Annotated in this window: 27 protein-coding genes; 12 read left to right on the top strand and 15 right to left on the bottom strand. The window is 58.6% G+C overall.

The window, feature by feature from the left end:
- Positions 1-31 precede the first annotated feature (31 nt).
- Positions 32-970, bottom strand: coding sequence for an NAD(P)-dependent oxidoreductase (locus tag FHC48_RS05365; protein ID WP_045336749.1), 939 nt, complete (start codon positions 968-970; stop codon positions 32-34).
- Positions 970-1,662: an RraA family protein gene (locus FHC48_RS05360; RefSeq protein ID WP_039267176.1), complete on the bottom strand. Its 693-nt coding sequence runs from the start codon at positions 1,660-1,662 to the stop codon at positions 970-972. Before FHC48_RS05360 ends, FHC48_RS05365 begins: the two co-directional genes overlap by 1 nt.
- A 169-nt stretch (positions 1,663-1,831) precedes the next feature.
- On the opposite strand from FHC48_RS05360, the gene FHC48_RS05355 reads away from it, so the two are divergent.
- Positions 1,832-2,569, top strand: coding sequence for an IclR family transcriptional regulator (locus tag FHC48_RS05355; protein WP_059364266.1), 738 nt, complete (start codon positions 1,832-1,834; stop codon positions 2,567-2,569).
- A 34-nt stretch (positions 2,570-2,603) separates the two neighbouring features.
- Here FHC48_RS05355 and FHC48_RS05350 read toward each other — a convergent pair whose 3' ends face one another.
- Complete coding sequence (locus FHC48_RS05350) at positions 2,604-3,941, bottom strand: MFS transporter (RefSeq protein ID WP_059364268.1); 1,338 nt, start codon at positions 3,939-3,941, stop codon at positions 2,604-2,606.
- 315 nt (positions 3,942-4,256) lie between these two features.
- Between FHC48_RS05350 and FHC48_RS05345 the strand changes: the two genes are divergently transcribed.
- Both FHC48_RS05345 and FHC48_RS05340 read left to right on the top strand, forming a co-directional pair.
- On the top strand, positions 4,257-4,655 hold the full coding sequence (locus FHC48_RS05345; protein ID WP_008503110.1) for a potassium channel family protein: 399 nt from the start codon (positions 4,257-4,259) through the stop codon (positions 4,653-4,655).
- A 163-nt stretch (positions 4,656-4,818) separates the two neighbouring features.
- Positions 4,819-5,844 (top strand): TerC/Alx family metal homeostasis membrane protein, encoded by a 1,026-nt coding sequence (locus FHC48_RS05340; protein WP_008503109.1) that lies wholly within the window; start codon positions 4,819-4,821, stop codon positions 5,842-5,844.
- Positions 5,845-5,928: 84 nt separating this feature from the next.
- On the opposite strand, the gene FHC48_RS05335 is transcribed toward FHC48_RS05340, so the two are convergent.
- Positions 5,929-6,588, bottom strand: a complete 660-nt coding sequence (locus tag FHC48_RS05335; protein WP_008503107.1) for an HAD family hydrolase — start codon at positions 6,586-6,588, stop codon at positions 5,929-5,931.
- Positions 6,589-6,908: 320 nt separating this feature from the next.
- Between FHC48_RS05335 and FHC48_RS05330 the strand changes: the two genes are divergently transcribed.
- Complete coding sequence (locus tag FHC48_RS05330; protein WP_008503106.1) at positions 6,909-7,355, top strand: NlpC/P60 family protein; 447 nt, start codon at positions 6,909-6,911, stop codon at positions 7,353-7,355.
- A gap of 5 nt (positions 7,356-7,360) precedes the next feature.
- Here the strand turns inward: FHC48_RS05330 and FHC48_RS05325 are convergent, their stop codons facing one another.
- Both FHC48_RS05325 and FHC48_RS05320 read right to left on the bottom strand, forming a co-directional pair.
- Positions 7,361-8,155, bottom strand: a complete 795-nt coding sequence (locus FHC48_RS05325; RefSeq protein ID WP_059364270.1) for an SDR family NAD(P)-dependent oxidoreductase — start codon at positions 8,153-8,155, stop codon at positions 7,361-7,363.
- A gap of 32 nt (positions 8,156-8,187) precedes the next feature.
- On the bottom strand, positions 8,188-9,069 hold the full coding sequence (locus FHC48_RS05320) for a LysR family transcriptional regulator (RefSeq protein ID WP_059364271.1): 882 nt from the start codon (positions 9,067-9,069) through the stop codon (positions 8,188-8,190).
- A 99-nt stretch (positions 9,070-9,168) separates the two neighbouring features.
- Between FHC48_RS05320 and FHC48_RS05315 the strand changes: the two genes are divergently transcribed.
- From FHC48_RS05315 to arnF, 8 genes are all read left to right on the top strand, one after another.
- Entirely contained in the window at positions 9,169-9,672 is a 504-nt protein-coding gene (locus FHC48_RS05315) for a phenolic acid decarboxylase (protein ID WP_008503103.1), read from the top strand.
- Between the two features lie 326 nt (positions 9,673-9,998).
- Entirely contained in the window at positions 9,999-11,138 is a 1,140-nt protein-coding gene (gene arnB, locus FHC48_RS05310; RefSeq protein ID WP_059362387.1) for a UDP-4-amino-4-deoxy-L-arabinose aminotransferase, read from the top strand.
- A 1-nt stretch (position 11,139) separates the two neighbouring features.
- Positions 11,140-12,123, top strand: coding sequence for an undecaprenyl-phosphate 4-deoxy-4-formamido-L-arabinose transferase (gene arnC / locus FHC48_RS05305; RefSeq protein ID WP_008503101.1), 984 nt, complete (start codon positions 11,140-11,142; stop codon positions 12,121-12,123).
- Complete coding sequence (arnA, locus tag FHC48_RS05300; protein ID WP_059362391.1) at positions 12,120-14,102, top strand: bifunctional UDP-4-amino-4-deoxy-L-arabinose formyltransferase/UDP-glucuronic acid oxidase ArnA; 1,983 nt, start codon at positions 12,120-12,122, stop codon at positions 14,100-14,102. The genes arnC and arnA overlap by 4 nt, the downstream gene beginning before the upstream one ends.
- A complete protein-coding gene (arnD, locus tag FHC48_RS05295; protein ID WP_039267170.1) occupies positions 14,099-15,001 on the top strand; it encodes a 4-deoxy-4-formamido-L-arabinose-phosphoundecaprenol deformylase in 903 nt (300 codons plus the stop codon). The genes arnA and arnD overlap by 4 nt, the downstream gene beginning before the upstream one ends.
- Positions 14,998-16,653, top strand: coding sequence for a lipid IV(A) 4-amino-4-deoxy-L-arabinosyltransferase (gene arnT / locus FHC48_RS05290; protein ID WP_058654977.1), 1,656 nt, complete (start codon positions 14,998-15,000; stop codon positions 16,651-16,653). The genes arnD and arnT overlap by 4 nt, the downstream gene beginning before the upstream one ends.
- Positions 16,653-16,988, top strand: coding sequence for a 4-amino-4-deoxy-L-arabinose-phosphoundecaprenol flippase subunit ArnE (gene arnE / locus FHC48_RS05285; protein ID WP_023326251.1), 336 nt, complete (start codon positions 16,653-16,655; stop codon positions 16,986-16,988). Before arnT ends, arnE begins: the two co-directional genes overlap by 1 nt.
- Positions 16,985-17,365 carry a 4-amino-4-deoxy-L-arabinose-phosphoundecaprenol flippase subunit ArnF gene (gene arnF / locus FHC48_RS05280; protein ID WP_008503096.1) on the top strand — a complete coding sequence of 127 codons (381 nt, stop codon included), beginning with the start codon at positions 16,985-16,987 and terminating at the stop codon, positions 17,363-17,365. Before arnE ends, arnF begins: the two co-directional genes overlap by 4 nt.
- On the opposite strand, the gene acpT is transcribed toward arnF, so the two are convergent.
- From acpT to FHC48_RS05235, 9 genes are read right to left on the bottom strand one after another with little or no spacing between them, the layout of a single operon-like run.
- The gene (gene acpT / locus FHC48_RS05275; RefSeq protein WP_023326249.1) at positions 17,322-17,930 is read right to left on the bottom strand and encodes a 4'-phosphopantetheinyl transferase AcpT; all 609 of its coding nucleotides are present in this window, start codon (positions 17,928-17,930) and stop codon (positions 17,322-17,324) included. The two genes, arnF and acpT, sit on opposite strands and share 44 nt — an antisense overlap.
- Positions 17,931-17,932: 2 nt before the next feature.
- Positions 17,933-19,162: a beta-ketoacyl-ACP synthase gene (locus tag FHC48_RS05270; protein ID WP_021242168.1), complete on the bottom strand. Its 1,230-nt coding sequence runs from the start codon at positions 19,160-19,162 to the stop codon at positions 17,933-17,935.
- Entirely contained in the window at positions 19,159-19,890 is a 732-nt protein-coding gene (locus FHC48_RS05265; protein WP_008503093.1) for a 3-ketoacyl-ACP reductase FabG2, read from the bottom strand. Before FHC48_RS05265 ends, FHC48_RS05270 begins: the two co-directional genes overlap by 4 nt.
- Entirely contained in the window at positions 19,887-20,360 is a 474-nt protein-coding gene (locus FHC48_RS05260; protein ID WP_008503092.1) for a 3-hydroxy-fatty acyl-ACP dehydratase, read from the bottom strand. The genes FHC48_RS05265 and FHC48_RS05260 overlap by 4 nt, the downstream gene beginning before the upstream one ends.
- Entirely contained in the window at positions 20,357-21,526 is a 1,170-nt protein-coding gene (locus FHC48_RS05255) for a beta-ketoacyl-[acyl-carrier-protein] synthase family protein (protein ID WP_008503091.1), read from the bottom strand. The genes FHC48_RS05260 and FHC48_RS05255 overlap by 4 nt, the downstream gene beginning before the upstream one ends.
- A 1-nt stretch (position 21,527) precedes the next feature.
- A complete protein-coding gene (locus FHC48_RS05250) occupies positions 21,528-22,106 on the bottom strand; it encodes a DUF3261 domain-containing protein (protein ID WP_008503090.1) in 579 nt (192 codons plus the stop codon).
- Positions 22,103-24,427, bottom strand: coding sequence for an MMPL family transporter (locus FHC48_RS05245; RefSeq protein ID WP_220418793.1), 2,325 nt, complete (start codon positions 24,425-24,427; stop codon positions 22,103-22,105). Before FHC48_RS05245 ends, FHC48_RS05250 begins: the two co-directional genes overlap by 4 nt.
- Complete coding sequence (locus FHC48_RS05240) at positions 24,396-25,001, bottom strand: outer membrane lipoprotein carrier protein LolA (protein WP_008503088.1); 606 nt, start codon at positions 24,999-25,001, stop codon at positions 24,396-24,398. The genes FHC48_RS05245 and FHC48_RS05240 overlap by 32 nt, the downstream gene beginning before the upstream one ends.
- Positions 24,998-25,420 (bottom strand): thioesterase family protein, encoded by a 423-nt coding sequence (locus FHC48_RS05235; RefSeq protein WP_008503087.1) that lies wholly within the window; start codon positions 25,418-25,420, stop codon positions 24,998-25,000. Before FHC48_RS05235 ends, FHC48_RS05240 begins: the two co-directional genes overlap by 4 nt.
- Positions 25,421-25,423: the final 3 nt, after the last annotated feature.

Here is a 25,423-nt window from a genome sequence, read left to right as displayed (position 1 = left end):
ATCAGCGCGCTGCCACTCGTCACGCTTGGCTTTACGAGCTGACGGTGGTGGCATCCGTCACGGCCAGAATATTGCCCGCGGCCACGGTCCCCATCTTGATGTATGACGCGGCGGTAACGCCGCCGATATGCGGTGAAATAACCACGTTTTCTACGGACTGCCAGAGATGCGGCGCCGTCAGCGGCTCCTGGGTAAAGCTGTCCAGCGCTGCGCTGTGCAGCGTGCCATCCCGGAGTGCCGCCAGTAACGATTCACTGTGGATCAGTCCACCGCGTGCCGTATTGACCAGAATGGCGTTCCGTTTGCAGTGTGCGAGCGCCTCGCTATTGATCATTCCCCGATTCTCATCGGTTAGCGGACAGTGCAAAGAGATGACATCGGAACGGGAAAGAAGTCCGGTCAGCGTCTCTGCACGTTCGCACAGGGCAGGCATCGATTTAGCATAGGGATCGTAAGCCAGCACCTTCATGCCGAAGGCATGACCAATAGTTGCCACGCGCGAGCCGATAGCGCCCAATCCGATTAGCCCCAGCGTTAAACCCTCCAGCTCAATGGATTTATGCGTCGCCTTATCCCAGTGCCCGTCTCGTAACCGCTTGTCCAGAGGCACTACAGACTTTGCGCAGGCGAGGATCAGCGCCCAGGTATGTTCAGCCACTGCCGCCGCGTTTGCGCCTGGGGCCGCGCGGACGGCGATATTGCGCTCGGCCGCTGCCGTCTGGTCTATCACATCGATCCCGCTTCCGTGCTTGGAAATAACCTGCAGAGCCGGGGCGGCATCCATGACTTTCGCGGTGATCCGGCCGTAACGAACCAGAATCGCCACGGGATTGTGTCGTTTACACAGCGCGATCAGGTCATCTTCTGTCGGCTGGCGGCCCGCAAACACCACCTCAAAGCCCTGCAGCATCACCATGGCCTGCTCCGCCAGGTCGCTTCCGGTAACCAGAATTACGTCTTTGCCCCCCATCACAGCGTCTCCCCGTCAGCTAACATACCTGCCTTACGAAGCGCGTCATCTAGCCAGTGTGGACGCAAATCGCCTTCACGGATGGCGGCAAGACGCCGGGTCTCCATCTCCAGCTTTTCTTTTGCCAGCGCGATGACCTGCTGAACCTCATCACGCGGGATGACGACCACGCCGTCGATATCCGCGACAACCAGATCCCCGGCCTGAACCGTCGCCCCGGCGACTGAAATGGGATGATTAACCCGGCCAGAAATTAACTTTGTCGGGCCGCAGGGGTTCAGACCGGCAGAAAAGACAGGGTAGTGACCTTTGCTCAGGGAATCGGCGTCACGTACAGCGCCGTCAATAATGATGCCCGCAATGCCGCTCGCCTGAGCCTGAGTGGCCATGATTTCGCCCAGCAGCGCGCAGCTCAGGTCGCCTTTGCCATCGACGACCAGGACATCGCCGGGTTGCGCAACCGCCATCGCGGCATGAATCGCCAGATTATCACCCGGACGGACTTCCACGGTGATGGCCGGACCCGCAACGGACATGTGAGGAGCCAGCGGTTTGATGCGGCCGTGAAGCGTACCGCGGCGACCGGCGACGTCGGCCAGAATGGCGGCCTGATACTCGGCAGCCCGACGAACGTCCTCGGCAGAAACGCGTTCGAACTGGCGATTAATCGCTTTTTTTTCAGAAACGGACATGAATGCCTCCATATTGTTTTACTGAGTACAATGCAGGTGTACAGAACAAAACAACTATAGCGGTGTTGCTTTCCTTTTAGCCAGACCCGAGGTGGCGTTTGTGATGTAAACACGAAGTGACTCACAAAATTTGAGGTACACTCACTGCCGGGCTAACAAGGAGATAATGATGGGGAATGAAGGCGTTGTAGCGGTTGAAAAAGCGCTGGCTTTACTGGATTGCTTCCGTCCTGGGGATGAGAGCCTGACGCTGACCGCGCTGGCACAGCTGTCGGGTTATCACAAAACCACGGTTTACCGCTTGATGAATTCTCTTGAACGGATGAATTACGTCGTCAGGCATGAAGACGGCAATTATGCGCTTGGCCCACGTCTGCTTTACCTCGGCAAGCTGTATGAACAATCTTTCCATCTTTCGCGGGTGGTTCAGCCAGAGCTTCAGGCCTTATCCCTGGCGTCTCAGGAGAGCGCCAGCTGGTATGTGCTGGAGGGCGGGCAGCGCCTTTGCCTGTTTCGCGCTGAAGCGTCGCACGGCCTGCGACACAGTAATCTTCCCGGCAGCCAGTTCCCGCTTGATAGTTCGGCCATCAGTAAGGTCTTGCGCCACTGGGGGCTCAATGAGAGCCTGCCGGAGGGCGATGCTGAACTCCCTTTCTACACGTCAGGCGCACGCGATCCCCATACCGCTGCGTTTGCGATGCCTGTCTTCGGCGATCACGACAAGCTGGTTGCGGCGTTAGCCCTGACCGGCCCCATCTCACGGCTGACGGAAGATCGTCGTGAGAAGGAGATAGGCCCGTTGATGAAGGCGGCGGCCAGCCGTCTGTCGCAGAAAATGGGAGCCAGTAAGCCCTTCTGTCAGCAGTTCTTTGGTGAAACGAGCGACGCGGCGGAAGAAAATCTTTAAACGCAGAAGCGGGACATGTGTCCCGCTTCTGTCATCACGAATGTGTGACCTGTTTTTCGTGTAGCTGAGCGTTGCGTGCCTGCCGTCCCATAATGAGTACCGCGATACCCCCGGCCAGGCACAGCGCCGCCAGCGGAAGCATAGCCAGCGTGTAGCTTCCCGTCCGATCGCTGATTATGCCGTAGGCATTTACCATGACCACCCCGCCTATCAGGTTCGCGATGGCGCCAATCGCGGCCAGCCCTGCCGCCGCCGAGGAGCTGCTCATCCAGCCGGATGCCAGCGCCCAGAAAGGCCCTTTCGCAGCATACGCACCTGTCAGGATAATGCTCAGGATCGCGAGAGTGGCAAAGAGCGAGACGTTTACAAAGGCAGCGAACACGCCGGCGGCAATCATGAACAGCGTCAGCGCGGTATGCCAGCGGCGTTCGTTGGTGCGATCGGAGTGTCGTCCCCAGACAATCATCAGAACCGATGCCAGACCGTAAGGGATAGCGTTAAACAGACCTGTCTCAAGATTATCAAGATGGAAGGATTTCAGCAGCTGAGGAGACCAGACGCTAATAGTGGTGCCCGCGGACGATGCGCCCGCGTAAATCAGCGCCATCAGCCAGATTTGGCGATGCTTCAGCAGCTGCCACGTCGTCTGGTGTCCAATGTTCTTTTGCTGGCTACGCTCGGTCTCAAGGGTGGTTTCCAGCCACTTTTTCTGTTCATCGCTGAGCCATTTCGCCTGATGAGGGCGATCCCGGAGAATAAACCAGGCCGCAATACCCAGCAGCACCGCAGGTAAGCCTTCAATGATGAACAGTAGATGCCAGCCGCGAAGACCCAGCCAGCCATCCAGCGACAGTATCAATCCGGAAAGCGGGGAGCCGATGAAGTTAGCGAGCGGGATGGCAACCATAAAGGACGCAATAATGCGCGCGCGGTAGCGGGCAGGGATCCACCAGGTCAGATACAGCACGACGCCGGGGAAGAAGCCTGCTTCCGCTGCTCCGAGAAGAAAACGGACGATATAGAGCGACGTGGTGTTTTGAACCAGCGCCATGCCCATGGAGACGATGCCCCAGCTGATCATAATGCGCGGGATCCACAGCCGGGCGCCGACTTTCTGCATGGCCAGGTTGCTCGGCACCTCAAACAGGAAATAGGCCACGAAGTAAAGGCTGCTGGCGAAGCCAAACGCCGCTTTGCTGAGGCCAAGGTCCTCATTCATCTGCAGCGAAGCCATGCCGATATTCCCGCGATCGATAATGGAGACCAGGTAACTGACAATCAGAAACGGAAGAATACGCCAGATCACCTTCCGCATCGTCTCTCTTTCTATGTCCTCGGTGGCGGTCGCGCCGTTACGTAAATGTTCTGTCATTGTATCCTCGCAGGGTGTGTCCTTTGTTTTATTAGGTACAACTTGGTTTTATTAAACAAAACCACTATAGCGACGGCGCGTTCTTTTTATCCAGTTAATGGAAGGTTTAAATGATGTAAATAAGAGGTGACTCACAGATAGTGCGCTGCGGATATCGCTCAAGGCTGCTGACCAGCCGCAAGCAGGACGTGCTGGCAGAGAAATAATCACGTAACGCAATTATTGCACCAACTTTTCCTCTCCCTTCGACTAAGCTTCGACCAGATGCCCCGCCGCGCTCGCGGGGCCATACTCCTTTTGGTCAGAGCACGTACCATGCAGCTACTCAGCATTATTATTTTGCTTACCCTAACCGTGGTCATTCATTCGCTGTGGATGTTTGGCGTTCTAAAATTCATCACGTTAGACGTCGATTCTGCGGTACGCATTGTTTTACGCAATGTCGGTATCGTTATCTCTATGATTTTCGCCCATCTCCTGGAGGCCGGGCTGTTTGCAGCCTTTTATTTTGTCATCGACGCGTTTAATGACTGGAACACCAGCTTCTACTTTTCGCTGGTGAGCTATGCGACGGTAGGGTACGGCGACGTCACGTTACCCCAGCACTGGCGGCTCATCGGCGGGGTGGAAGGACTGGTGGGCGCGTTGATGGTAGGCTGGTCTGTGGCGGTTCTGGTCGCAGTGCTGCAGCGTTTGCGTGGCATGAGCGCCTAAACGGTAGATGTGCAATCCCCATCTGGTAAGGTAAAGTACACCCCTTACGCGGCCGTCGCGCTGCGGTTTTGAGGGTGGATGTGATAAACAGCCCACCCTTTTTCTCTGCTGGTTTACGCCAGCCTGCATGGTGCTGTGCTTTGCCTCTATAAAAGGGTTATGTATGTCTGCTGCTCATCTCGGTTTCCCGACGGAAACCGTTGTTGTCTTTGTAGTGATGGCCGTTGGGGCGATGTTTATCGACCTCTTTATGCACCGTCACGATAAACCGATCTCGCTGAAAAGCGCCGCAATGTGGTCCCTCTTCTGGGTCATGATGGCGATGGCCTTCGCCGGGTTCCTGTACGTTCACCACGGCGCCGAGATGGCGAGCCTGTTCCTCACCGGTTATGCGCTGGAGGAGGTGCTCTCCGTCGATAACCTGTTTGTGATGATGGCGATCTTCGCCTGGTTCGGCGTGCCGGATAAGTACCGTCACCGCGTGCTCTACTGGGGCGTGCTGGGGGCGATTGTCTTCCGCGGTATTTTCGTGGCTATCGGCACCAGCCTGTTAAGTCTGGGGCCCTACGTCGAGGTGATTTTCGCGCTGGTCGTCGGCTGGACGGCGGTAATGATGCTCCGACGCAATGAAGAGAGTGACGAAGTGGAAGATTACTCGGGTCATCTCGCCTATCGCCTGGTGAAACGCTTCTATCCGGTCTGGCCGAAAATCAGCAGCAACGCCTTTATTCTGACGCAGAAAGAGGTGGATGCGGAGCTTGAAAAGCCGGAAAACCAGGACGTGATGGTTGGGCGCGTGAAGAAGGCGAAGCGCTATGCGACCCCGCTGTTGCTCTGCGTGGCGGTGGTGGAACTCTCAGACGTGATGTTCGCGTTTGACTCCGTGCCGGCCATTATCGCCGTCAGCCGCGAGCCGCTGATTATCTACAGCGCCATGATGTTCGCTATCCTCGGCCTGCGTACTCTTTACTTCGTGCTGGAAGCGCTGAAGCAGTATCTGGTGCATCTCGAGAAAGCGGTGGTGCTGCTGCTGTTCTTCGTGGCGTTCAAGCTGGGGTTAAATGCCACCGATCACTTCTGGCATCACGGTTACAGCATTGGCGCGACCGCCAGCCTGTTTGTGGTATTGGGCGTGCTGGCGCTGGGAATTATTGCGAGCGTGATGTTCCCGGGTAAACGAGAAGCCTGATGTACCGCCCGGTGGCGCTTCGCTTACCGGGCCTACAGTTCGAATGTAGGCCGGGTAAGGCGCAGCCGCCACCCGGCAAAAAGGCTACTTGATGGGTGAATTGCGGCGCTTGCGCGGCGGGTGGAAGTGCCGCCAGTGCGGATCCTGCGCCGCCGCCAGCAGCTCGTGGTCGCCGCGGGTGTCTCCCCAGGCGCGCAGGTGATAGGCGTTCAGATCGCCATACACTTTTTCCAGCCTGGCCACCTTCTGGGCGCAGCGGCAGTTATGGCCCGTGATGCGCCCCGTCAGCTTGCCGTCTTTCACTTCCAGCTGCGTGCCAATCAGCTTAATGCCCAGTTTGTCAGCCCACGGCTGGAGCACCAGCGCCGGAGACGCGGAACAGATGGTCACCTCCGCACCGGAATTCACCTCGGCCGCCACGGCCAGAACCCCTTCGGGGCGCATCAGCTTGCTCCAGTATTTTTCGCAAAACGCTTCCGCCTGCTGGCGCAACCAGTGTTCATCCACGCCCGTCAGGAACGTTTTGATCAGCACTTCCTTTAGCTCATCGCGCGTCAGCTTGCGACGCACGCAGTGGAGCGTAGGCAGCGCCATACGCACCAGACGGCCCGCGAAGTAGCGTTTCCCGAAGGCAAAGCGCAGGAAAGGAATAAAGCTGTCGTGGTGTGTTAACGTCCCATCAAAGTCAAAGACAGAGAGCACGCTGGATTTCGCCACCGTCTCGTCGGCAATCATATTGGTCATAAATACGTCTTAGCTGAAATACACATTCTGTGGATCAGTTTACCTGCTTTACCAGGACAGTCCTTACATCACCACCATTTTTTTCTTGATCTTGCGATCTCAAAGTGAGTCCATTTTTGGCCTCGATAAGAATTGGTGAAAAAACGATCTGTCTATATTATCGCCACATCGCACGATATTCAGGGGAACCCTTTGGCCCCACAGGTAAGGAAAAACTCACTCACTACTGCTTTCTTGATATGACTCTTAGATCGTTTATTTCAATCCTGACGTTAAGTTTTGCTTCGTTTTCTGCATTCAGTTTTCAACTCCCCGCGTCGATGCTATCGATGAACAGTGACCTGGCCGTCTCGCCAGCGAAATCTGCACTGATGCAACAGGATACGGGCCCGCTGCGCGCGCGCATCCTTGATCAATACCAAAAGTGGAAGGGGACCCAGTATCAGTGGGGCGGAACTACGCGCCGCGGCGTGGACTGCTCCGCGCTGATGCAGCACCTGTTCAGCGATGTGGCGCATCTTAACTTACCGCGCACGACCGGCGAGCAGATCCACCGCGGGGTGCAGGTGACGCAATACCGCCTGAGGCCCGGAGATCTGGTGTTCTTCCAGACGGGTCCGAACCGCAGGCATGTCGGCGTGTATATTGGCAATAGCCAGTTTATTCATGCCTCAAGCAGCCAGGGCGTCACGGTCTCAACCCTGACGGATGCTTACTGGCAGGCGCACTACATTACTGCCCGTCGGGTTGCAGGCAGTGCGGCCTGACAGCCTCAGATGATGTCATCTACCACGCCGCCATCGACGCGCAGCGCCGCGCCCGAGGTGGCGGAAGCCTGGGGCGAACAGACATAAATCACCATATTGGCCACCTCTTCAACCGTGGCCGCGCGCTGGATCACCGAGCTGGGGCGGTTGGCCATCACAAACTCTTTCGCCAGCTGCTCCAGCGATTTACCGGTTTTTTCGATTTCATCCTTCATCATCTCTGCGAAACCGTCCGACATCGTTGGCCCCGGCAGTACGCTGTTGACCGTCACGCCGCTTCCCGCCACGAACTTCGCCAGCCCGCGCGCCAGGGAGAGCTGCGCCGTTTTGGTCACGCCGTAGTGGATCATATCCGCCGGGATATTGCAGGCCGACTCGGAGGAGATAAACACCACCCGCCCCCAGCCCTTTTGCACCATGCCTGGCAGCAAGGCGCGGGACAGACGCACGCCGGACATCACGTTGGTCTGCCAGTAACGCTCCCAGGTTTCATCGTCGGCTGCATAGAAATCCTGCGGGCCGTAAATCCCGGCGTTGTTAACCAGAATATCGACGTTATTCGCCACCTTCAGCAGCGACTCGACCCCTTCCGCCGTGCTGAGATCGGCAATCGCGGCGCGCACCTGCACGCCCGGCACCACCTGCTGCAGCTGCTGAATGCCTTTATTCACCGATTCCGTGCTGCGGCCATTGACGATCACCTCGGCACCGCTTTCTGCCAGCCCTCTGGCAATGGCGAACCCGATCCCGCCGGTTGAGGCGGTCACCAGCGCCACTTTCCCCGTAAAGTCGATTTTCATCATCCGCTCCTTATCGTTTTAACGTTCGGACCTTAAAGCGTAGCAGGTGAGGATGACGGCTCCTGGCTAAAAAGGCGCAGCAGCGTCTCCACCTGCTCGTCAAGCGGGGCGAGGGAGCGCTTAACAATCAGGTGAAGCGGCGTCGCTCTGCGTGCACCGTGGCTCAGCGGCAGGCGTTTCAGGATGCCTTGATCCAGCTGGGCCTGGATGCGTTCCTCTGGCAGCCAGCCGTAGCCGACCTGAGAGAGGACGGCCTCAATGGCGGCATCGATGGTGGAGAAGGTCCATGACTCACCGGCCGCGCGCGCGGCGGGCTGGCTGTCCGCAATCTGAATGAGCGGCCACGGGCGTAGCATGTCGTCGTTAAGCGGCGCGTCGAGGTCAAAGAGGGGGTGCTGATGGTGGGCCACGGCAACAAAGTCGATATTCATCAGCCATTCGCCGAGCCCGGTCATGTCCTGGCGGCGGGTGAGAACCATCACATCGGCTTCGTCGTTAATGGCATCGTTCCGGGTGTTTTCCAGCACCTCGGTGAGGCGTACCTGGGTTTGCGGATACTGCTGCTGGAACTGGCGCAGAATGGCAAACAGGCGGCGGCGGGGGAAAATGGAATCCACCACCAGATCCAGCCGCGTGCGCATTCCGTTGCGAAGGGTCGCTGCGCGCGTCTCAACGTACGAAAAGGCTTTCAGCAGCGGTTTAACCTGGTTGAGCAGCAGTTCTCCTGCCGGCGTTAATACCGCCCGTCGTCCTTCCGGCACCAGGAGGGCCACGCCCAGCCGCTCCTGCAGCAGCGACAGGTTATAGCTAACCGAGGACTGGCTGCGGTGGGTTTCTTCTGCGGCTTTGGCAAAGCTGCCCGCCTCGACCACTCTTTCCAGTAAAGACCATTGTTCCAGCGTCGTCTTATGCATAATTTATCTAAAATTTGGATGAATTTGATTAAAACATAGCGTTATTCATTCATTTTTTGAAGGGGTACGATCGTCTCATCAAAACAAAGGAGACATCTTATGAACACCTTCGACAAACACGACTTAAGCGGCTTCGTTGGCAAACACCTTGTTTACACCTACGACAACGGCTGGAACTACGAGATTTACGTCAAAAACGAGACGACCCTGGATTACCGTATTCACAGCGGTCTGGTGGCAAACCGTTGGGTGAAAGATCAGCAGGCTTACATCGTGCGGGTAGGGGAGAGCATCTATAAAATTTCCTGGACCGAGCCAACCGGTACCGACGTCAGCCTGATTGTGAACCTGGGCGACAAACTGTTCCACGGCACCATCTTCTTCCCGCGCTGGGTCATGAACAACCCGGAAAAAACCGTCTGCTTCCAGAACGATCATATTCCGCTGATGAACAGCTACCGTGATGCGGGCCCGGCGTATCCAACGGAAGTGATTGATGAATTTGCCACTATCACCTTTGTACGCGACTGTGGTGCCAATAATGAAAGCGTGATCGCCTGTGCGGCCAGTGAATTACCGAAAAACTTTCCAGATAACCTGTAATAAGCGCGACAATTAACTAAATAGAAAAGTTCCCGGCTATTTCATATTATTTTGAAATGGCCGGGATTTTTTTTGTTTGTTGAGGATTGGTTTAAATGTTTCCATTTCAAAATGTTGCGGAAGATCACATCAAAAATATTTAATATAAAATTAACTTGTTGTTTTTCAATTGGCTGCTAGTTGTCTTATAACGTTGTAAACGTTGTCTTAATTTTTCCCTAAGGAAAGAGAGCTACTTTGATATGAGTTTATGGTTCGTTGAAATAAGCGGGCTGGCATTTGGTTAATATCAAAAACATGCCATTTTGATTGCAAGGAAATTAATAATGAGTGATTTTCTGCCTTTTTCGCGGCCGTCGATGGGCGCTGAGGAAATTGCGGCGCTTCAGGACGTTTTGATGTCGGGCTGGATCACCACAGGGCCTAAGAATCAGCAACTTGAAGAGGCATTCTGTCAACTTACCGGGAATCAGCATGCGATTGCCCTCTGTTCCGCCACCGCGGGCATGCACGTTACGCTGATGGCGCTGGATATTGGCCCGGGCGATGAAGTTATTACCCCTTCCCAGACTTGGGTCTCCACGCTGAATATGATCGTATTGCTGGGCGCCACGCCGGTCATGATTGATGTGGACAAAGATACATTAATGGTGACGCCAGAAGCCGTTGAAGCCGCTATTACCCCGCGCACTAAAGCCATTATTCCCGTTCACTATGCCGGCGCGCCGTGTGATATCGACGCAATTCATGCCATCGGTGAACGTCACGGTATTCCGGTGATTGAAGATGCGGCCCATGCCGCCGGAACGTATTACAAAAACCGTCACGTGGGCTGGAAAGGAACGGCAATTTTCTCCTTCCACGCCATTAAAAACATGACCTGCGCGGAAGGCGGCCTGGTGGTCACGGATAATGCCCAGCTGGCACAGCGGATCCGCAGTCTGAAATTCCATGGCCTGGGCGTAGATGCCTATGATCGCCAGACGCACGGTCGCGCGCCGCAGGCGGAAGTGATCGCGCCGGGCTATAAATACAACCTGGCGGACATCAACGCCGCGCTGGCGCTGGTGCAGTTAGGCAAACTGAAAGAGGCCAACAGGCGCCGTGAGGAAATAGCACAACGCTACCTGCGGGAGCTTGCCGATACGCCGTTCCAGCCGCTCACTATTCCGTCATGGCCGCACGTGCACGCCTGGCACCTGTTTATTATTCGCGTGGATGAAGCGCGCTGCGGGATCTCACGCGACAACCTGATGGCGGCGCTGAAAGAGAAAGGCATCGGTACCGGCCTCCATTTCCGCGCGGCCCACACGCAAAAATACTACCGCGAGCGTTTTCCTGATGTATCGCTCCCGAATTCTGAATGGAATAGCGCACGTATTTGTTCTCTCCCTCTTTTCCCGGACATGACTCATGACGACACAACCCGCGTCATTACCGCACTCCATCAGCTTGCAGGACATTGATATGTTCAGTGCACCGCCTGTACAAAAAGTATCCGTGGTCATCCCGGTTTATAACGAGCAGGAGAGCCTGCCCGAACTGATCCGCCGCACAACGGCCGCCTGCGACACGATGGGCAAGGCCTACGAAATTTTGCTGGTGGATGATGGCAGTAGCGATAATTCCGCGCTGATGATGACCGAAGCCGCGCAGGCCGAAGGCAGCCACATCGTTGCCGTGCTGCTCAACCGTAACTACGGCCAGCACTCGGCGATTATGGCGGGGTTTAGCCACGTCACGGGCGATCTGATTATCACCCTGGACGCGGACCTGCAAAACCCGCCGGAAGAGATCCCGCGCCTGGTGGCCAAAGCCGACGAAGGCTATGACGTGGTCGGCACGGTACGTCAGAACCGTCAGGACAGCCTGTTCCGCAAGCTGGCCTCGCGCACCATCAACCGTCTGATCCAGCGCACGACCGGTAAAGCGATGGGCGATTACGGCTGCATGCTGCGCGCCTACCGCCGCCATATTGTCGACGCCATGCTGCATTGCCACGAGCGCAGCACCTTCATTCCGATTCTGGCGAATACCTTTGCCCGTAAGGCAACGGAAATCCCGGTCCTGCACGCCGAGCGCGAGCACGGGGAGTCGAAGTACAGCTTTATGCGCCTCATCAACCTGATGTACGACCTCATTACCTGCCTGACCACCACGCCGCTGCGTCTGCTGAGCGTGTTCGGCAGCATCATCGCCGTGGCCGGTTTCGCGCTGTCCGTTCTGCTGGTGGTGCTGCGACTGGTCTTTGGCCCGCAGTGGGCGGCGGAAGGGGTCTTCATGCTCTTTGCCGTGCTGTTTATGTTCATCGGCGCCCAGTTTGTCGGGATGGGGCTCCTCGGTGAATACATTGGCCGAATCTATAACGACGTTCGCGCGCGTCCGCGCTACTTTATTCAACGTGTTGTCCGTCAGGAACACAAAGCATCTCAAGAGGAAATTCACCCATGAAAGCTGTTGTATTTGCCTATCACGATATGGGGTGCACGGGCACGCAGGCCCTGCTGGAAGCGGGCTATGACATTGCGGCAATCTTTACCCATCCGGACACGGCTGGAGAGAATAACTTTTTCGGCTCCGTGGCGCGTATCGCCGCCGAGCGTGGTATTCCGGTTTATGCGCCAGACGACGTCAACCACCCGCTGTGGGTGGAGCGCATCCGCGCCCTCGCGCCTGACGTCATCTTCTCGTTTTACTATCGCAACCTGCTCTCCGACGAGATCTTAGGCCTGGCTGCAAAAGGCGCCTTTAATCTTCACGGTTCTCTGCTGCCTGCCTACCGTGGCCGCGCACCGCTGAACTGGGTGCTGGTGAACGGTGAAACGGAAACGGGCGTGACGCTGCACCGCATGGTACGCCGTGCGGATGCGGGCGCTATCGTGGCGCAGCAGAAGGTCGCTATTGATGCGGACGATACCGCGCTGCAGCTGCATCAAAAGCTGAACGCGACGGCACAGACGCTGCTGCGCGATGCGCTGCCGGGCATCCTTAACGGCACCTTCAGCGAAACCGCACAGGACGAGAGCAAGGCAAGCTGCTTTGGCCGCCGCGCGCCGGAAGATGGTCGTCTGGACTGGAACAAACCGGCCCGCCAGCTGCACAACCTGGTGCGCGCCGTGACCGACCCGTGGCCGGGCGCCTACAGCTTTGCGGGCGTCAGCAAGTTCATCGTCTGGAAATCCCGCGTGCGTGACGACATTCCGGCGGCAAAACCGGGCACCGTCGTCTCCGTCTCCCCGCTGATTGTGAGCTGCGGCGAGCAGGCGCTGGAGATCGTTACCGGCCAAACCGACAACGGTCTGTACGTTCAGGGCACCCAGCTGGCGCAGTCGCTGGGGCTGGTGGCCGGGGCGCTGATCACCAGCGCGCCGGTGGTGGCCATCAAACGCCGTACCCGCGTGCTGATCCTCGGCGTGAACGGTTTTATCGGTAACCACCTGACCGAACGTCTGCTCAAAGACGATAACTACGAAATCTACGGCCTGGATATTGGCGCGGATGCGATCAGCCGTTTCCTCGACAACCCGCGCTTCCACTTCGTGGAAGGGGATATCAGCATCCACTCCGAGTGGATTGAATACCACATTAAAAAATGCGACGTGGTGCTGCCGCTGGTCGCTATTGCCACGCCAATCGAGTACACCCGTAACCCGCTGCGCGTGTTCGAGCTGGACTTCGAAGAGAACCTGAAGATCATCCGCGACTGCGTGAAATACGACAAGCGCATCATCTTCCCGTCCACCTCTGAAGTGTACGGCATGTGTACCGATAAGAACTTCGATGAAGACACCTCCAACCTGGTGGTCGGGCCGATCAACAAGCAGCGCTGGATTTACTCCGTCTCCAAACAGCTGCTGGACCGCGTGATTTGGGCCTACGGTGAGAAAGAGGGCCTGCGCTTTACCCTGTTCCGTCCGTTCAACTGGATGGGTCCGCGTCTGGATAACCTGAACGCAGCGCGTATCGGCAGCTCCCGTGCGATCACCCAGCTGATCCTGAACCTGGTGGAAGGCTCGCCAATCAAGCTTATCGAAGGCGGGAAACAGAAACGCTGCTTTACGGATATCAGCGACGGTATCGAAGCGCTGTTCCGCATCATCGAAAACAAAGATAATCGCTGCATCGGTGAAATCATTAACATCGGCAACCCGGACAACGAAGCGAGCATTCGCGAGCTGGCCGAGATGCTGCTGGCCAGCTTTGAGCGCCACCCGCTGCGCGATAAATTCCCGCCGTTTGCCGGCTTCCGCGAAGTGGAAAGCAGCAGCTACTACGGTAAAGGGTATCAGGACGTTGAGCACCGTAAGCCAAGCATTCGCAATGCGAAGCGCTGCCTGAACTGGACGCCGACGGTGAAGATGGAACAGACCATTGATGAAACGCTTGATTTCTTCCTGCGCACCGTGGAGCTGTCGGAACAGGTCTCATGAAAAAAGTCGGTTTACGCATTGATGTCGACACCTTCAGGGGAACGCGTGACGGCGTACCCAAACTGCTGGAACTGCTGAGCAAGCACGGCGTGCGCTCCAGCATTTTCTTCAGCGTGGGGCCTGACAACATGGGACGCCATTTATGGCGTCTGGTTAAACCGGCATTTCTGTTCAAAATGCTGCGCTCGCGCGCAGCATCCCTCTACGGCTGGGATATTTTGCTGGCCGGCACCGCCTGGCCCGGCAGACGCATCGGCGCGGGTAATGAAGCGGTTATCCGTGAGGCGGCACAGCATCATGAGGTGGGTCTGCACGCCTGGGATCACCATGCCTGGCAAGCCTGGGCGGGCGTCTGGGATATCCCGCGCCTGTCCCGTGAGGTCGAGCGTGGGATGCTGGAGCTGGAGGCCATTATCGGTCAGCCCGTGTGCTGCTCCGCCGTGGCGGGATGGCGTGCGGATCAGCGCGTCGTGAAGGCCAAAGAAGCCTTTGCGTTTCGCTACAACAGCGATTGCCGCGGAACCGAGCCCTTTTTGCCGCTGTTGGGCGAAAATCGCTACGGTACGGTGCAAATTCCGGTCACGCTTCCCACCTGGGATGAAGTGGTCGGGCGCGAGGTCAAAGCTGATGAGTTCAATCGCTACATCCTGGACCGCATTCATCGTGACGCCGGTACGCCGGTGTATACCATCCATGCCGAAGTGGAAGGGATTGCGTATCAGCATGATTTCGACGAACTGCTGACGATGGCCGCTCAGGAAGGCATTGCGTTTTGCCCGTTAAGCGAGCTGCTGCCAGACGACCTCAGCACCCTGCCCGTGGGCAAAGTGGTCCGCAATGAACTGGCTGGCCGGGAAGGCTGGCTTGGCTATCAACAAACCGTGAGTCCGGTCCAATGAAAACAGCCCGTTATGGCTTAGCGCTTCTCGCACTGTTTATCGTTTACTACCTCATCCCGGTTGATATTCGCCTGCTTTGGCAGCCTGATGAAACGCGCTATGCGGAAATCAGCCGCGAAATGCTGGCCTCCGGAGACTGGGTTGTCCCGCATTTTTTGGGGCTGCGTTACTTTGAAAAGCCGATTGCTGGCTACTGGATCAACAGCATCGGGCAGATGCTGTTCGGGCACACGAACCTCGCCGTGCGCGCCGGGTCTATCTTCTCCACCGGTTTAGCGGCGCTGCTGGTCATCTGGATGGCCTGGCGTCTCTGGCGGGATAAGCGGACAGCCATTTTCTCCGGCCTGATCTTCCTGACCCTGTTCCTGGTGTATGGCATCGGCACGTATGCGGTGCTGGATCCCATCATCACCCTGTGGCTGGTGGCGGCGATGTGCAGCTTCTGGCTGGCGTCACAGGCCCAGACCGTTGCCGGAAAAGCGGGGGGCTATGTGCTGCTTGGGCTGGCCTGCGGGATGGGGGTGATGACCAAAGGCTTCCTGGCGCTGGCGGTACCGGTGATTGGCGTGCTGCCGTGGGTGATTGCCCAGAAGCGCTGGAAAGAGGTGCTGATTTTTGGCTGGCTCGCGATCCTGAGCTGCGTGCTGATTGTTCTGCCATGGGGGCTGGCGATTGCGCAGCGTGAGCCTGACTTCTGGCGTTACTTCTTCTGGGTTGAGCATATTCAGCGTTTCGCCCAGAGCGACGCGCAGCACAAAGCCCCGTTCTGGTACTACGTGCCGTTCCTGATCGCGGGTAGCCTGCCGTGGCTGGCGCTGCTGCCCGGCGCGTTCCGTCTCGGCTGGCGTGACAGACAAAACGCGGGCGGCGGATTCTATCTGCTGGGATGGGTGATAATGCCGCTGCTGTTCTTCAGCATCGCCAAAGGCAAGCTGCCGACCTATATCCTGCCGTGCTTTGCCCCGCTGGCGATCCTGATGGCGCGCTATGCCTGCCTCGCGGCGGAGAAGGGCGCCAGAGCGTTACGCATTAACGGCGGGATCAACCTGGCGTTTGGCGTTATTGGCATGGTGGCGGCGCTGGTGGTCTCTCCGTGGGGGCTGGCTAAGCATCCGGTCTGGTCCTCGGTTGAACTGTATAAAGTGTTCTGCGCGGTGGTCGCGTTCCTCATCTGGGCCGCGGTCGGCTGGTTTACGTTCAGGCAGAGTCAGCAGCGCTGGTGGCTTGCGGCGCTCTGCCCTGCGGGCCTGGCGCTGCTGATCGGTTTTGCCATTCCTAACCTGGTGGTGGATTCCAAACAGCCGCAGTCGCTGGTCGACACCGTGCGCGAGCCGCTTCAGGACAGCCGATTTGTCTTGGCCAATAACGTGGGCCTGGCCGCTGGCCTGGCGTGGGAGCTGAAGCGCAATGACATCACGCTGTTTGGTCAGAGTGGCGAACTGCGCTACGGGCTGGATTATCCTGATGTGAAAGATCGTTTTGTCGGTAAAGATGACTTCGCGCAGTGGCTGGCTGAGCACCGTCAGCAGGGACGCGTATCGCTGGTTATCCTGCTGTCAAAACGCGATGACCTTTCGCGGGCGGATCTGCCAGAACCGGACAGCCTGTATATCCAGGGCCGTCTGGCCTACCTGCAGTATCTGCCGAAGTGATGACCTGGATCTGGCTGATACTGGCAAGCCTGCTCAGCTGTGCAGGACAGCTGTGCCAGAAACAGGCTACCCGTCCGGCGAAAGCCGGGCGGCGTGGCGTGCATATCGCGCTGTGGCTTGGCCTGGCTCTGCTGGCGCTGGGCAGCGGGATGCTGGTCTGGCTGGTGGTGCTGCAGCGCCTGCCTGTCGGCATTGCCTACCCTATGCTGAGCCTCAATTTTGTCTGGGTGACGCTGGCGGCGAAGGTATTCTGGCGTGAAAACGTCGCCTCGCATCACTGGCTGGGGGTGGGGTTGATCATCATTGGGATTGTTATCCTGGGAGGGAGCCTGTGAAAGGGGCGTTCTGGGCCTTATGCAGTGTGCTGTTAGTCAGCGCCGCGCAGCTGTTGCTGCGCGATGCCATGCAGGCACTGCCGCCGGTCAGCGAGATTCTGACGTTTATTTCCGCGCTGTGGCACGTCTCGTCCGGCACGGGCGCGCTGCTGCTGGGGTTGATGGGGTATGTGGCTTCTATGGGCTGCTGGTACCTGGCGCTGCATCGCATGGCGCTCAGCAAAGCGTATGCCTTGCTGAGTCTTAGCTATATCCTGGTGTGGGGCGCCGCGATCCTGCTGCCGGGCTGGGGAGAAAGCTTCTCCTGGCACGGGCTGGTCGGCGTCGTGTTTATTATGTTGGGTGTACTGGTGATTTTCCTGCCCCGACGTGGATAATCGACTCGGTGGTCAGGGTGTAAGGGGTCGACGTACAAACGGCCAGGCTGAGTGAGCCGATCTGCACCTGGCTGACCGAGTGCGACGGCGCCGTGCTGTCGATGCTGACAATCTGCCATGCGCTACCGCCACGCTGTTTGATGATTGCCTCTTTTCGCGTCCAGATACGCCAGAAGGCGGCAAGCCGTTCCTCTGGCGCTTCGCGCTCAAGCTCATCATGCTCCGTCATGCTGAAGACGGCATTCGCTAACGCCTGCCAGTTCTTCCTGGGGCGAATCACTTCGATATCACAGCCGACTTCGCCTTCATCGCTCATCAGCAAGGCGATATCGTCACCGCTGTGGCTCAGGTTGAACCACAGCGGATGGCCCTCCGCAAAGGCCGGTTTCCCCTGCTCGCCGTAAATAATGTCGGGGAGCGGATGAGGGGATAACGCTCTGGCGAGCAGCATCCTGCCAGCCAGCCATGAGGCATTGCGAGCACCCTGAGGTGCGCTGTCTGCGAGCGTTGACGCCAGCGGGTCCGCGCAAAGGGTGGATATTTTTCCCAGTACAAACTGGTACATAGTTACGCCCAGCGTTTAATGATAATCGAGGTGTTGATGCCGCCAAACGCGAAGTTATTGCTCTGCAGGTACTCGCAATCGATCTGGCGGGCTTCTCCCATAATATAATCTAAAGCACCACATTGCTCATCCGGTTGCCTTAAATTGAGTGTCGGGGCAAACCAGCCTTCACGCATCATCTGTAAACTCATCCATGCTTCCAGCGCGCCGCAGGCTCCGAGCGTGTGGCCAAAATAGCTCTTCAGCGATGAAATCGGCACGTTGTCACCATAGATAGCGGCGGTGGCCTGGCTTTCAGCAATATCACCGCGATCGGTGGCAGTACCGTGTGCGGAGATATACCCCATATCCAGGGCGCTTAGTCCCGCCATGGCCAGCGACTGCTCCATACAAATCTGCATGGTTTCACGCTGAGGCTGGGTGATATGGGCCGCATCACAGTTAGTGGCAAAGCCCACGATTTCGCCGTAGATAGTGGCACCGCGCGCTTTGGCATGCTCCAGCTCTTCAAGTATCAGGGTGCCCGCGCCTTCCCCAATCACCAGACCATCGCGCTGCGTATCAAATGGCGAAGGGGTGGTTTTGGGTTCATCGTTACGCTGGCTGGTGGCAAACAGCGTGTCAAACACCGCCGCTTCAGACGGGCACAGCTCCTCAGCGCCCCCCGCAACCATAACGGTCTGATAGCCGTGGCGAATCGCCTCCCAGGCGTAGCCAATTGCCTGGCTGCCGGACGTACAGGCGCTTGAGGTCGGGATGACGCGGCCACGTAATCCAAAGAACAGTCCGGTATTCACCGCGGTGGTGTGCGGCATCATCTGCACGTAGGTTGTGCCGGTGATGTTATTGGTGTGCTTTTCGGTGAGCATAGTGGCGAATTCGCTGACGGGCCCGGTACTGCCTGTGGATGAGCCATACGCGATACCCGTTTGCCCATTGGTGAGCACCGCCTCGCCAATCAGCCCCGCCTGCTCCAGCGCCAGCTCGGTGGCGCGGGTCGACATCAACGACACGCGGCCCATGGCGCGGATCCGTTTGCGGGTATAATGTTCCGGCAGCGTGAAGTCATCAATCGGCGCGCCCAGCAGGGTGTGCAGGCCATCATAGACCTGCCACTCCGGCATTTTACGCACCGCGTTTTCATACGCCAGCAGCCTGCTGGACACGGATTGCCAGTTTTCGCCAAAGGCGGTCACGCCGCCCATGCCCGTAATCACCACGCGACGCGTCATAGCATTCCTCCGTTAATGGAAATGACCTGGCGGGTGACGTAACCCGCAATATCTGACATCAGATAGCTTGCCAGCCCGGCGACCTCCTCAGCCTGGCCCATGCGTTTCATTGGAATGATGGACATCGCTTCTTTCAGCGCGGCCTCTTCCATTTCAATCATTCCGGTATCAATCAGCCCCGGCGCAATGCAGTTCACGGTGATTTTGCGTTTTGCCAGCTCAATCGCCAGCGCTTTGGTGGCACCGATAATGCCCGCTTTTGCCGCGCTGTAGTTCACCTGCCCGCGGTTACCCATCACGCCGGACACGGACGATAAGGTGATAATGCGTCCCCCTTTACGGGTGCCAATCATCGGCATAATGCAGGGGTGAATGACGTTATAAAAACTGTCGAGATTGGTGTGGATCACGCTGTCCCAGTCGTCTTCACTCAATGCCGGAAAGGCGCCATCGCGGGTGATACCCGCGTTGCTGACCACGCCATACCATGCGCCATGGGCTTCAATGTCCTGTTCCAGCACCTCGCGGCACTGTTCGCGGTTGCCCACATCAAACGAGAGTAAACGGCCGTTGCCGCCCGCCTGCGTGATGGCGTCCAGCGTCTCCTGCGCGCCTGCGGCATCACGATGGTAATGTACGCCTACGGTAAACCCGTCGGCGGCAAGCTGGCGGGCGATGGCGCGCCCTATGCCTTTGCTGGCCCCGGTGACCAGTACGGAACGACTCATGCGTTAGATCCCTGATTAAAAAGCGAGGTTAATTCTTCTGCGCTTGGCTGGAAGGTGTTGACCCGGCCCGTGGCCAGCGTCTCTTCATTAGCGGAAATTGCGCATTCAAAACTGCCGAAGCGTTCGTCCTGCATCAGCAGCTTAACGGTGATGTCCAGCGTCAAGCCTGCGGCGAAACGCCCGCTGGCGCAGATCAGTTCACGCGCGCCGAGCACCATGCCCAGCGCAATATGCTCCTGCCCCTGCTGCTGGCGATGCCAGCCGGACCAGACGCCGACGGTCTGCGCCATCAGCTCGAGCGCGTACCAGCCCGGCAGGTCGCCATCGGCATTCAGAAATGGTGCCAGCACGCTTTGTCTGTCTATCGCGACGCGGCATACCGCCATGTCGTCCGTCACATTCTCAACGGACTCCAGCAGCATCATGGGCGCATCGTGCGGCAAATAGGCTTCGGGTGATAAGTAGCTCATGACGCTCTCCCCAGCAGAATGCTGGCGTTGTTGCCGCCAAACGCGAACGAGTTAGACAGAATGACCGGCTTTGTCAGCGCGGTGCGCTGGTGCAGCAGACCGCACGGCGCCAGCGTGTCGTCCGGTGCGTAGCGGGCGAAGTCCTGCGGCGGTAAGGGCAGATCGCGCGTCAGAATCAGCCAGCTCAGGGCCGCTTCGGTGATACCGGCAGCGCCCAGCGTATGGCCGGTAAGGTGTTTAGTAGAGCTACAGGGCACGCTTTCCCCAAAGAGATCGTGTACCACCTGCGATTCAATCTGATCGTTAAGCGGCGTGGCCGTGCCGTGCAGGTTGATGTAGCCGATATCTCCGGGCTGCATACCCGCTTCGTTGAGCGCCTGCGTGATGGCCCTGATCGCCCCTTCGCCCTGCGGATGCGGAGCGGAGATATGGTACGCATCGCTGGATTCCCCCGTCCCGAGCAGCGCCACGTCCGCGGGCTCACGGCTAAGCACCATCAGCGCGGCGGCTTCACCGATGGTGATTCCCCGACGGTCGCGACCAAAAGGCTCGCAGAGCGTAGGGGAGAAGGATTCAAGGCTGTTAAACCCGTTGACGGGCATCCGGCTCAGGGTATCTGCTCCGCCAACAATGGCGATGTCCACCAGCCCGGCTTCAATCAGACGTTTGCCGCCGATCATCGCCCGCGCGCTGGAAGAGCAGGCTGTCGAGATCGTATAGGCCGGGCCTTCGAGCTGAAGCCAGTTGGCGAGGAAGCGGGACGGATCGCCGAGCTCCTGCTGCGGGTACTGCCAGTGCGTGCTCGCTTCGCCATGGGTCATGCGCTGCACGTGCTCATCGCCTTCATCCAGCCCAGAGGTGCTGGTCCCCAGCACCACGGCCACCCGATCGCGGCCGACGCGGGCGATAGCCTCGTCGACGGTCGACTGAATCTGCGCCAGCGCGGCCAGCAGAAGCTGGTTATTGCGGGTGCGGTGTGCGGACAGCGTTTCCGGGATGGGCGGCAGTTCGCCTTCCACACCGCCCAGCACGGCGTCGGGTGAACCCTGTAACCAGCCGGTTCGGGCATGCATACCCGGCGCTACGCCCGTCACCAGGTTAGCAGCGATTTCATCATGCGAGTTGCCCAGCGCGTTGACCATGCCAACAGCGGAAATATAAATCATCTCAGTCACCCAGATATTGAATGGTGATGTGGTATTTAAAAACGTGTTGCTCGATGCTGATCGGCTCGCGCTTGCCTTTACGCTGCAGGTAGACAATTTCCGTCACCAGCTTGCCGCTGGCGTTACGCAGTTCGCGCCGATCGCCCGTGTCAGTCAGCGTCCAGCCCTTCGGCAACTGCGGCTGCCAGGCGCTAATCGGCCAGTGGCTGAGCATCACGTCGGCCAGCACCTGGCTGGCGGGCGGCAACTGCGGCACAACGATCGACTGCTCGGTATGAATACCGGTCTCATCGTACGTCGCCAGGAACAGACGAATGCCCACGGAAGAGAGCCCGGCCAGCGTCACTTTATGCGCATCCGCGTTGAGCATCACCAGCAGGGACTGCGTTTGCCCGTTAAAGCTGCCGGTCAGCAGCTGCTGGGAGCTTACCGCCGGGCTAATGCCGGGCGGTGGGAGCGTAACGCGGGTTCCCGGCTGGAGCCAGGCCTGGGGACGCGTCTCTTGGGTATCGGTCGAATGGCTGCAGCCTGCCAGCAGCAGCGCCGCGGTTAGCGCGACGGCGCGGTAAAAAGCGTTCATTTACGTTTTCTCTCTTTCTTATCCGGCATCGCCAGCGGCGCCAGCAGGAAGGCGGTAAAAATACCGCTCACCAGCACGATACCAAAGCTGCTAATGGCCTGCGTGGCGCTGAAGACGAGCATGCCCAGCGTCAGCAGCGTGGTCATCATCGCCAGCGTAATCGCCAGCATCGAGGTCAGCGGCGTGCCGCGCGGGTTGCTGAAAAACAGCGTGTAGTTAATGCCAATGCCGAGCACCAGCACCAGCGCCAGCAGTGAAAACAGGTTTACCGGGTGGCCCGTTGCGGCCAGTACCGCCAGCCCGCAGCTCAGCGACAGCACGGACGGCACCAGGCTTATCAGCCCCTTACGCCAGCCGAGGCGCACCATCGCCCCGCAGGCAATCACCGCCAGCGCGGCAAACAGAAGCCCCGTCAGCAGCGTGCGGTAGAGGGCAAACAGGGTGTCAAAACTGGCTTTGCGATCGACCCAGACGACGCCGTCATGGCGCGCGGCCAGCTCGCCGAGGGCCGCGCTGTTTTTTGCGCCGTCCACCGGTACGAGCACGCCGCTTTGACCGTCGGGCAGGGTCAGCCAGAGCAGACGCCAGCCTTCGCTGGCCGGGCTTTTAAGCCACGCGTCCACGCTGACCGGCATGGCGTCCAGATTCGGGGAGACGGTGTTGAGCCCTGCGCTTTTCAGCACGTTCGTTACCGCAGGCGCGGCGTTTTGCAGCAGCGTAAGATCGCTTTTCTGACGGGCCAGCGAGTTCAGCGGCAGGGTGCGCCAGCGGGTAATTTCTCCCGCTTTCTGCGCCTCTGCCAGCGCCGGGGTAAAGGCTTCCAGCCGCTCCAGCGTTTGCTGAGGCGAAGCGCCATGAACCACAAACCATTTCTGATCCACGCTCTGTCCGGTCAGGGCGGTAATGGCCTTCTCCTGTGCCAGAATATCTTTCGGTAGCGCCTGCAGCTGGGCGATGTCGTCGTCCACCTTCAGCGTGCTTATTCCCACGGCGGAGAGCAGCGCCAGCGCGACGGGAAGACCAATTGACAGTTTTTTACTGCGTCGCCAGGCGGCCAGCCAGCGCAACATCAGGACCATAAAGGGAACCGGGCGCACCGGTAACCCGCAGCACAACCACGGATGCCAGAAAATCACCGTCAGGCAGGAGGCGCTCAGCCCCACGGCAGCGAACACCGCCATCTGGCGGATCCCGGGGAAGGGGGCCAGCATCATAATCAGGTAGGCGGCGACGGTCGTCAGCAGCGCCAGCAGCAGCGCATTCCGAACTTTGGCCAGGCTTTGCCAGGGAGAATGCTCCGCGCCGTGTACCATCCGTTCGGTCAGGTAGTAAAGCGTGTAGTCTGCCGAAATTCCGATGATGCTCATGCTCATCACCAGCGTCATCAGGTGCAGCTCGCCAAAGAGCAGCAGCGTCACCACCGTCCCCGCCAGCGCGCCGATGGCAATGGAGAGCACGCTCAGCAGCAGCGGGCGCAGAGAGCGGAACACCGCCACGATGAGCAGGAACACGCCAAGCAGGGTGGCGATACCCAGCGTCGAAACATCACGTTTGGCCTGCTGGCTGGCGTAATCGCTGTAGAACACGGTCCCGCGGGAAAGCAGCTGTGCCTGAGGGTAGCGGGCTTTCAGCGTCTCCTGCAGCACGTTAAGCGTCGTCACAAGCCGGTGGGTCTGCTGCATATCAAATGATGAGCCCGCCAGCTCGCCGTGGAGCAGATACCAGTAGTTTCCCGCCTCATCTTTTGCGACCAGCCAGCCGTCCATCAGCCGCAGCTTCTGGCCGTTTTGCGCCAGAGCGAGCTGCGAGCCGCGCATCAGCATCAGGGGATCGTTTTGCAGCTCTTTGCCGCTGACGCCGGAAAAGGCCGAATAGAGCTGAGATAAAATCCACTGCGCCTGCGCTTCTCCGCCGTTTTGCAGGCGGGCGCGGGTGGCGGGGTCAATCAGGCCATTTCGGTGCTGCCAGAAGAACTCTCCCCAGGCCTTTTGCCCGGCGGCGTCCATCGGGCCTTTGACCTCGCTGAGCGAATCAGTGCTTTGCAGCAGCGCCAGCCACTGCTGTGCCACGCGCGGATCCGGCTCTTTGCCGGGGCTGACCAGCCAGACCAGCTGGCGGTCGAGACGCTGCATAAACCCGTCGTTGAGCGCCGGCGGGATAGCCCCCAGCGTCTGCTTCGGCAGCATGGCCAGCACGCTGCTGTTCAGTCGCGCGCCGGGCAGCAGCGACAGCAACACGCCCAGCAGAATCAGGCATAGCGTGGCCCACAGCAGCGCCGGGCGCAGGGATTTACGGTGCGGCAAAGCGTTGGCGTTCGTCATCGGTCAGGCTGGCGGGCGTCAGTTGGTGGCGAGAAAGGGCGATATCGGTACGGTCGCCCTGTTTGTCGTTGAGGCGAATCGTTTCCAGATAGGTCGCGCCGCCCAGATCGAGGGTGGCGAAAATCTTGTCCAGCGGCGTCGTTTTTGGCGTAAGCACCAGCGACCAGCGGCCCGCTCCCAGGTCTTTAAAATCGATGCGGAAGTTCTCTTCCAGCACCTTGCGGTCCGCCTGGAACAGGGCGCGCAGAAGATGGTTGAACTGGAACATCTGCGGATTATTGTCGGCAGTGATGGTTTGCGGCGGCTGGCCGTTAATCGCCTGAACCATCCGCTTGTCGTCCAGCAGGAGCGTCATCGGAAACGGCGCTTTTTGATCCCACAGCAGGCCGCTGTCGCGGGCGATCAGCATTTCGCCCTGCGAGCGCAGCGGCTGCGGCATATCTTTTATCGTGCGAACCTGTTCGAAGTGCGCGCGCACCACGGGCTGCTCGGTGAAGCGCTGCTGCAGCTCATCCAGCGTCACGGCGCTGACCAGCGGGCTGACGATCAGCGCCAGTAAAGGCAACCATTTCATGGTGTTACTCCCATACGTTCAAACAGTATTGCCGGGCTTACAAAGCACATTTCGCGGGTCGCTTCTTCCACCGCCACCTGAATGGTGTAACCGGTGGTCGTGCGTTTGCCGGTCTGCGCATCGAAAATTTGATAGGCAATGCGCAGGCGGTTTTCATACTCTTCAATGTGCGCGCGGACGCGAATACGCTGCTCAAAGGTCACCGCATCGCGGTATTTCACCCGGGTGTCGACGACGGGCCAGACGTAGCCGGAGGCCTTCATCTGGCGATAGCCATAATCAAACTGATTGAGCAGCGCCTCGCGGGCGATCTCAAAGTAGCGGAAATAGTTACCGTGCCAGACCACGCCCATCATATCGACGTCGTGGAACGGAACGGTGATCTCGACTTCAGTCGTAAAGCGGGGATCGGTCAGCACCCT

The organism is Enterobacter sp. EC_50, from assembly GCF_019584525.1.
GTDB lineage: Bacteria > Pseudomonadota > Gammaproteobacteria > Enterobacterales > Enterobacteriaceae > Enterobacter > Enterobacter roggenkampii.
The sequence above is the reverse complement of the archived record's forward strand: the minus strand, read 5'-3'. Positions and strand labels throughout refer to the sequence as shown.

Excerpts from the sequence above, each read along its gene's own strand:
- FHC48_RS05365 (WP_045336749.1), bottom strand. The coding sequence starts at position 970 with ATGGGGGGCAAAGACGTAATTCTGGTTACCGGAAGCGACCTGGCGGAG.
- FHC48_RS05360 (WP_039267176.1), bottom strand. The coding sequence starts at position 1,662 with ATGTCCGTTTCTGAAAAAAAAGCGATTAATCGCCAGTTCGAACGCGTT.
- FHC48_RS05355 (WP_059364266.1), top strand. The coding sequence starts at position 1,832 with ATGGGGAATGAAGGCGTTGTAGCGGTTGAAAAAGCGCTGGCTTTACTG.
- FHC48_RS05350 (WP_059364268.1), bottom strand. The coding sequence starts at position 3,941 with ATGACAGAACATTTACGTAACGGCGCGACCGCCACCGAGGACATAGAA.
- FHC48_RS05345 (WP_008503110.1), top strand. The coding sequence starts at position 4,257 with ATGCAGCTACTCAGCATTATTATTTTGCTTACCCTAACCGTGGTCATT.
- FHC48_RS05340 (WP_008503109.1), top strand. The coding sequence starts at position 4,819 with ATGTCTGCTGCTCATCTCGGTTTCCCGACGGAAACCGTTGTTGTCTTT.
- FHC48_RS05335 (WP_008503107.1), bottom strand. The coding sequence starts at position 6,588 with ATGACCAATATGATTGCCGACGAGACGGTGGCGAAATCCAGCGTGCTC.
- FHC48_RS05330 (WP_008503106.1), top strand. The coding sequence starts at position 6,909 with ATGCTATCGATGAACAGTGACCTGGCCGTCTCGCCAGCGAAATCTGCA.
- FHC48_RS05325 (WP_059364270.1), bottom strand. The coding sequence starts at position 8,155 with ATGAAAATCGACTTTACGGGGAAAGTGGCGCTGGTGACCGCCTCAACC.
- FHC48_RS05320 (WP_059364271.1), bottom strand. The coding sequence starts at position 9,069 with ATGCATAAGACGACGCTGGAACAATGGTCTTTACTGGAAAGAGTGGTC.
- FHC48_RS05315 (WP_008503103.1), top strand. The coding sequence starts at position 9,169 with ATGAACACCTTCGACAAACACGACTTAAGCGGCTTCGTTGGCAAACAC.
- arnB (WP_059362387.1), top strand. The coding sequence starts at position 9,999 with ATGAGTGATTTTCTGCCTTTTTCGCGGCCGTCGATGGGCGCTGAGGAA.
- arnC (WP_008503101.1), top strand. The coding sequence starts at position 11,140 with ATGTTCAGTGCACCGCCTGTACAAAAAGTATCCGTGGTCATCCCGGTT.
- arnA (WP_059362391.1), top strand. The coding sequence starts at position 12,120 with ATGAAAGCTGTTGTATTTGCCTATCACGATATGGGGTGCACGGGCACG.
- arnD (WP_039267170.1), top strand. The coding sequence starts at position 14,099 with ATGAAAAAAGTCGGTTTACGCATTGATGTCGACACCTTCAGGGGAACG.
- arnT (WP_058654977.1), top strand. The coding sequence starts at position 14,998 with ATGAAAACAGCCCGTTATGGCTTAGCGCTTCTCGCACTGTTTATCGTT.
- arnE (WP_023326251.1), top strand. The coding sequence starts at position 16,653 with ATGACCTGGATCTGGCTGATACTGGCAAGCCTGCTCAGCTGTGCAGGA.
- acpT (WP_023326249.1), bottom strand. The coding sequence starts at position 17,930 with ATGTACCAGTTTGTACTGGGAAAAATATCCACCCTTTGCGCGGACCCG.
- FHC48_RS05270 (WP_021242168.1), bottom strand. The coding sequence starts at position 19,162 with ATGACGCGTCGCGTGGTGATTACGGGCATGGGCGGCGTGACCGCCTTT.
- FHC48_RS05265 (WP_008503093.1), bottom strand. The coding sequence starts at position 19,890 with ATGAGTCGTTCCGTACTGGTCACCGGGGCCAGCAAAGGCATAGGGCGC.
- FHC48_RS05260 (WP_008503092.1), bottom strand. The coding sequence starts at position 20,360 with ATGAGCTACTTATCACCCGAAGCCTATTTGCCGCACGATGCGCCCATG.
- FHC48_RS05255 (WP_008503091.1), bottom strand. The coding sequence starts at position 21,526 with ATGATTTATATTTCCGCTGTTGGCATGGTCAACGCGCTGGGCAACTCG.
- FHC48_RS05250 (WP_008503090.1), bottom strand. The coding sequence starts at position 22,106 with ATGAACGCTTTTTACCGCGCCGTCGCGCTAACCGCGGCGCTGCTGCTG.
- FHC48_RS05245 (WP_220418793.1), bottom strand. The coding sequence starts at position 24,427 with ATGACGAACGCCAACGCTTTGCCGCACCGTAAATCCCTGCGCCCGGCG.
- FHC48_RS05240 (WP_008503088.1), bottom strand. The coding sequence starts at position 25,001 with ATGAAATGGTTGCCTTTACTGGCGCTGATCGTCAGCCCGCTGGTCAGC.